The sequence below is a fragment of the Alistipes sp. CAG:29 genome (genome assembly GCF_000435435.1).
Lineage (GTDB): Bacteria > Bacteroidota > Bacteroidia > Bacteroidales > Rikenellaceae > Alistipes > Alistipes onderdonkii.
The window spans coordinates 1-5,960 of record NZ_FR893453.1; the positions used below are offsets into that span (position 1 = coordinate 1).

Consider the following 5,960-nt stretch of genomic DNA (forward strand, 5'->3'; position numbering starts at 1 on the left):
GAGGAACAGTGCAAGAAATTTTCTGAATAAGTTTTTTTTCATAGTAATGAAGAATTGAAATGGAATTGTTTTTTAGTGTTGACGCATTTAGTTTTATCAATAGAGTGACGCTTGCTATTTCTCATTCGCGGAGTCTGCCTTTTGTAGTATTTCATAGACTTTTCAGACCATCAAACACGTTATTTGTATTAAGTGACGCATTCTTTATAATTAGTTGACGCATTAAATTTTCCAGTTATGACACCATAGTTGCTGGTATCATATATGATACGCATGGTGCAAATATATATATAAAAATTTGCACAACAAAATTTTTATCCAAATTTTTGAAATGGGAGTTGTTTACGAGGAGGAGATATCCTATATCTCTTCCAGGATCAGAGAGTTGAGGAAGGAGCGACGTCTGACGGTACAGGAACTTGCATACCGTTGCGACATGGAAAGATCCAATTTGAGCCGTATCGAAGCGGGACGTACGAACCTTACGGTCAAAACGATGTGTATCATTTGTAATGCGCTGAGTGTGAGCCTGCGCGATGTAATTCGCTAAAAGGGATATACCTATATTTATATATCCCGGCCTTATCGTCCGAAGGGTTCTTTTTTTGGGCATTTTCGGTAATTTATCGTATATTTACGACCGAAACAAAATAAGGTACAGCTATTTGTGAACACTATCGATTTGATCGTCTGCCTCATGCTGGTGTTAGCCGTCTGGAACGGTTGGCGCCAAGGATTTGTCATGCAGGTATGTTCGTTGGCCGGAATCATCGCAGGCATCTGGGTTGCTTCACGTTACGGTGCCGAAGTCGGCGCCTGGCTCAAGCTTGACGAGACGATTTCAGCTGCCGGAGGATTCGTCGTGGTGCTCCTGGCGGTCGTCCTGCTGGTAGCCATCGCAGGACGGCTGGTACGCAAGTTGTGCCACTTTGCGGGGTTCGGGATAGCCGATATCGTACTGGGCATCGCCGTATCCGTTTTGAAATACATGCTGCTGCTGAGCGTCCTGTTTTCGGCGTTCGACACGCTGAACGAGGACTACACCCTGATAGGGGCCCGTACGATCGAGAAATCAAAAAGTTACAAACCCGTCATGCGCCTCTCCGAGCGTATTTTCCCGTTCCTGGAATGGGTCGGCGAACAGGTGCCGCGGCAGGCGCGGGAGCAGGACGAAGAATAGCCGATGGGAAAACGGTTCACAGGCGTGGTGATACGCGCCACAGGGAGTTGGTACGAGGTGCTGCACGACGGGGAGGCCGTCCGCTGCCGCATCCGCGGGCGCCTGCGTCTAAAAGGCATCCGGTCGACCAACCCGGTGGTGGTGGGTGACCAGGTCACCTGCGAGTCCGACGACGGGGGCGACTACGTCATCTGCGACATCTGCCCCCGCCGCAACTATGTGATCCGCAGGGCTTCGAACCTGTCGAAGGAGTCCCATATCATCGCCGCAAACATCGACCAGGCATTGCTGCTGGCGACATTGCGGGCCCCGGAAACGGCCACGGAGTTCGTAGACCGCTTCCTGGTGACCTGCGAGGCCTACAAGGTGCCCGTAACGATCGCACTTTCGAAAGCCGACCTGCAGGATCCGTCAGCCATGGCGGAATTCCGCGCCGTATACGAAGGTGCCGGATACCGCGTGCTGGAGGTTTCGGCCACGGAAGGTGTCGGCGTCGAAGCGGTCTGCGAACTGCTCGAAGGCCGCGTGACGCTGTTGTCGGGGAACTCGGGCGTTGGAAAATCGACGCTCATACATGCCATCGACCCGTCGCTCGACATCCGTACGGGGGAGATCTCCGACAGCCACCATAAAGGGCGTCATACCACGACCTTCTCGACGATGTACCCGCTGGCCGGGGGCGGGGCGGTGATCGACACGCCCGGCATCAAGGGGTTCGGGCTGATCGACATCGACGATGCCGAGCTGTGGCACTATTTTCCGGAGATGATGCGCGTCGCCCCTGAGTGCCGCTTCTACAACTGCACCCACACTCACGAGCCGGGGTGCGCCGTGGTCGAAGCGGTCAGGGAGGGGAAAATCGCCTATGCCCGCTACGAGAGTTACCTGAAAATCCTCGATGAAGATGAAAAATACCGCAAATAGGGACACCGCCTGGTATGGCGCGCGTACGGCCAGCCTTGCGGAGTTCATGACACCCGAACGCAATGAGGTACTTCGCCGCACGGTCGCCATGCGTACGCGCTACATGACCGTACTGGCGGAAAACATGTTCCACGGACAGAATGCAGCGGCGCTGATCCGCCATTGCGAAGCCTTCGGCATACAGGAGATGCACACCGTCGAGACACTCTGCAGATTCGACCCCAATCCCGATATCGCCCGCGGCACCGACCAATGGGTCGACGTGCGGCGCCATAGCTCAACCGCTGGGGCGCTCGCCGCACTGCGCCGGGACGGGTACCGCATCGTGGCGACGACACCCCACCGCGAGGATGTGACGCCCGAGACTTTCGACGTCACGCGCGGGCCGTTCGCACTGGTCTTCGGCACCGAGCACGCCGGAATATCGGACGAGGTCATCGCCGGGGCCGACGAATTCCTGCGCATCCCGATGTGCGGCATGGTCGAAAGCCTGAATGTTTCGGCATCGGCCGCAATCCTGATCTACATGCTCTCGGAACGGGTACGGCTCACGGTCGGCGACTGGCGCATGGACGAGGCGCGGCAGGCCGAAGTGCTCTACCGCTGGATGATGTCCAGCGTGAAGGACGCCAAGGGAATTCTCGCCCGCAAATTCGGAAACCTACCATGAATACCATCCTCAGAAAACAATTCCTGGCCCATGTCGGCCAGACCTCGCCGTCCCCGATGCTGGTCGAGGTGGCGCGCGCCGAAGGGTCGTTCTTCTATACGCCCGAAGGAAAACGCTATTACGACCTGGTCGCCGGAGTATCGGTGAGCAACGTCGGGCACTGCAATCCTGCCGTCGTGAAGGCCGTACAGGAACAGGCCGCGCGTTACATGCACGTCATGGTCTACGGCGAGCTGGTCGAAACGCCGCAGGTGGAGTATGCCGCAAAGGTGGCGTCGCTGCTTTCGGGCGGGTTGTCGAGTCTCTATTTCGTCAATTCGGGCGCCGAAGCGGTCGAAGGGGCGCTCAAGCTGGCCAAACGCTATACCGGACGCACGGAGCTGGTCTCCATGCGGCGTGCCTACCACGGGTCGACCCACGGGTCGATGAGCATGATGGGGGCTCCCGAAGGCGAGGAGTGGAAAGGAGCTTTCCGGCCCCTGCTGCCCGACGTGCAGGCAATCGAATTCAACGATTTCGGGGAGTTAGAGCGCATCACGCGCCGCACGGCATGCGTCCTTGCAGAACCCGTGCAGGGCGAAGCGGGCGTCCGCCCGCCTGTCCCGGGCTATCTGGAGGCGCTGCGGCGCCGTTGCGACGAAGTCGGGGCGCTGCTCGTATTCGATGAGATACAGACCGGCATGGGGCGCACGGGAGCGCTGTTCGCCATGCTCAAATACGGTGTTACGCCCGACATCGTGTGCCTGGCCAAGGCATTCGGGGGCGGCATGCCGCTGGGAGCGTTCGCCTCGAGGCCGGAGATTATGCAGACCCTGCAGGAAAACCCCGTGCTGGGGCATATCACCACCTTCGGCGGACATCCGGTATGCTGCGCAGCCGGGCTCGCGGCATTGAATTACCTGCTCGACAACAAGGTCGTCGAAGGGGTCGAGGCGAAGGGCACACTCTACGCACAACTGCTCGGCAACCATCCCGCCGTGCGTGAAATCCGCCGCAGCGGACTGTTGCTGGCGGTCGAATTGGGCGAACCGCAGAAACTCTACCGCATCATGGAACTGTTCAAGCAGGCGGGGATCCTGAGCGACTGGTTTCTGTTCTGTGACACGGCGTTCCGCATCTCGCCGCCGCTGACGATCTCGGAGGAGGAGATCCGCGGAAGCGCGGCACTGATCCTCAAATGCCTCGACGAATTGGGATAGGCCGGGCGGCCAAACGAAAAAGAGGGTCGGAAACCCTCTTTTTTCGTATTACGCCGGAATCTCCCGGCCGCGATTACCCGCAATTAAACATATGCGGCAACTATTTTTCGACGACGGCGCATGCCGGCCGTAATTTTCCGCATCGCCGTGCCTGCTCCGGCTGCGGAGTCAATGGTTTCCTATTCTTCGGCCAATGACTTGAGCAGGGCGATCTCCTCCGGCCAGCGCTGCTCGTCGGGGGTTTCAAGGATCAGCGGAATGCCGTCGAAACGCGCGTCCTGCATGATATAGCGGAAACATTCCATGCCGATCATCCCCTCGCCCAGCGGCGTGTGGCGGTCGACATGGCTGCCCAGGATTTTCATGGCGTCGTTCAGGTGCATGCCTTTCAGGTATTCGAACCCGACCACGCGTTCCAGCTCCGCAAAGGTTTTGTCGCAGGCCTCCGCCGTCCGCAGGTCGTATCCGGCGGCAAAGGCATGGCAGGTGTCGATGCAGACCCCCACGCGCGATTTGTCTTCGACCCGCTCGATCAGGTAGGCCAGGTGTTCGAAGGCAAACCCGAGGTTCGAACCCTGTCCGGCCGTGTTTTCGATCACGGCCGTCACGCCGCGGGTCTTGTCCAGCGCGATATTGATCGACTCGGCGATCAGGTCGAGCGACCGTTCGGGCGAAATCTTTTGCAGGTGGCTGCCGGGGTGGAAGTTCAGCCGGTCGAGCCCCAGCGCTTCGCAGCGCTGCATCTCGTCGAGGAAGGCTGCGCGCGACTTCTCCAGAGCCTCCCGTTCGGGATGCCCGAGGTTAATCAGGTACGAGTCGTGGGGCAGGATCTGCGCGGGTGTATACCCGTATTGGTCGCAGGCCGTGCGGAAGGCGTCGATCTGCGCTGCGGTGAGCGGCGCGGCCACCCACTGGCGCTGGTTCTTCGTGAAAAGGGCGAAGCCCGTGGCCCCGATCCCGTGTGCATTGGCGGGCGCGTTTTCCACACCTCCCGCAGCACTTACGTGTGCTCCGATATATTTCATATGATTGTCTCTGTATTAACTTAAGACAAAGTTAAGGATTTTGTAAATAATTTCATAAATTTGCATATTGAATTTGCAATTATAATCGCTTCACTATGAAATATTTTTACCTGCTTTTCGGGCTCATTCCCGCCCTTTTGGCCGGCAACCCCGCGTTCGCACAAATATCCATCGACGAAGTCGATGCCAAAGAGGACAAAGTGACCTTCCAGGACAAACTGAAATCCACCTCCGTCGATGTGGACTATTTCAGCCTGGCCCGTTACAAGGCCGAGCGCGCCGCAATCCGCAAGGAGCGCAACTACCTCGAATTCAGCGGAGGCATACAGGGTTCACTCACGTCGTACAACGACCCGTGGATCTCGGTCTCGGGCGGTGACAACTCCATTGCCCTGACGGCGGTTTTCGGGCTGCGCCACCTCTTCACGAAGAACCTCTTCACGCTCGAAACCAAGTTCAATGCCAAGCTCGGCTACAACCGCATGAAGGTCGAAACGACCCAGAAAGATGACGAAGGCAACGAATACACCGACAGCGAGGGTATCTGGTTCAAAAACCAGGACGAATTCGTGATTTCCGTCGCCCCGTCGTTCAAGATGTCCGACAACTGGTCGTACGGTTCGATCCTGAATTTCCGCAGCCAGTTCGTCAACGGGTACAAATCGCGTACGGAACAAAAGGAGGAGCACCTCAAGAGCAAATTCATGACCCCGGGCTACCTCGACATCTCGCTCGGTATCACCTATAAAAGCCCCAAGGCCAAATTCCCGATCGTGGTCAACATCTCGCCGATCGCCCTGAATGCCACCTTTGCGGAGAACGAACTGATCCGCAAAACGAACGGATTCAACTACGGTATCGAAGACCCCGACAAGACGTCCAAATACGAAGGCGGTTCGTCGATCCAGATCGACTTCGACCGCACGTTCGGCAAGACCGGTTTCCTGCGCTACCGCACGACG

7 protein-coding genes are annotated in these 5,960 nt (G+C 57.4%); 6 read left to right on the forward strand and 1 reads right to left on the reverse strand.

What is annotated here, in order from left to right; translation table 11 throughout:
- Positions 1-331 precede the first annotated feature (331 nt).
- The 5 genes from QVP03_RS05670 (at position 332) to QVP03_RS05690 (ending at position 3,973) form a co-directional block, all read left to right on the forward strand.
- Positions 332-550 (forward strand): helix-turn-helix domain-containing protein, encoded by a 219-nt coding sequence (locus tag QVP03_RS05670; RefSeq protein WP_022332585.1) that lies wholly within the window; start codon positions 332-334, stop codon positions 548-550.
- Positions 551-667: 117 nt separating this feature from the next.
- Positions 668-1,180 (forward strand): CvpA family protein, encoded by a 513-nt coding sequence (locus QVP03_RS05675; RefSeq protein WP_022332586.1) that lies wholly within the window; start codon positions 668-670, stop codon positions 1,178-1,180.
- Positions 1,181-1,183: 3 nt separating this feature from the next.
- Positions 1,184-2,104 carry a ribosome small subunit-dependent GTPase A gene (rsgA, locus tag QVP03_RS05680; RefSeq protein WP_018696278.1) on the forward strand — a complete coding sequence of 307 codons (921 nt, stop codon included), beginning with the start codon at positions 1,184-1,186 and terminating at the stop codon, positions 2,102-2,104.
- Positions 2,085-2,774, forward strand: coding sequence for a TrmH family RNA methyltransferase (locus tag QVP03_RS05685; protein WP_022332588.1), 690 nt, complete (start codon positions 2,085-2,087; stop codon positions 2,772-2,774). Before rsgA ends, QVP03_RS05685 begins: the two co-directional genes overlap by 20 nt.
- Positions 2,771-3,973, forward strand: a complete 1,203-nt coding sequence (locus QVP03_RS05690; protein ID WP_022332589.1) for an aspartate aminotransferase family protein — start codon at positions 2,771-2,773, stop codon at positions 3,971-3,973. The genes QVP03_RS05685 and QVP03_RS05690 overlap by 4 nt, the downstream gene beginning before the upstream one ends.
- A 179-nt stretch (positions 3,974-4,152) precedes the next feature.
- Here the strand turns inward: QVP03_RS05690 and nfo are convergent, their stop codons facing one another.
- Positions 4,153-4,998: a deoxyribonuclease IV gene (gene nfo, locus QVP03_RS05695; RefSeq protein ID WP_022332590.1), complete on the reverse strand. Its 846-nt coding sequence runs from the start codon at positions 4,996-4,998 to the stop codon at positions 4,153-4,155.
- Positions 4,999-5,093: 95 nt separating this feature from the next.
- Here nfo and QVP03_RS05700 point away from each other — a divergent pair.
- Positions 5,094-5,960, forward strand: an 867-nt coding sequence (locus QVP03_RS05700; protein ID WP_288210665.1) for a DUF3078 domain-containing protein, incomplete at its 3' end; no start/stop codon positions are given.

What these genes read in the sequence shown, in the direction of transcription:
- QVP03_RS05685 (WP_022332588.1), top strand. Translation starts at nt 2,085, where the DNA reads ATGAAAAATACCGCAAATAGGGACACCGCCTGGTATGGCGCGCGTACG.
- nfo (WP_022332590.1), bottom strand. Translation starts at nt 4,998, where the DNA reads ATGAAATATATCGGAGCACACGTAAGTGCTGCGGGAGGTGTGGAAAAC.
- rsgA (WP_018696278.1), top strand. Translation starts at nt 1,184, where the DNA reads ATGGGAAAACGGTTCACAGGCGTGGTGATACGCGCCACAGGGAGTTGG.
- QVP03_RS05670 (WP_022332585.1), top strand. Translation starts at nt 332, where the DNA reads ATGGGAGTTGTTTACGAGGAGGAGATATCCTATATCTCTTCCAGGATC.
- QVP03_RS05690 (WP_022332589.1), top strand. Translation starts at nt 2,771, where the DNA reads ATGAATACCATCCTCAGAAAACAATTCCTGGCCCATGTCGGCCAGACC.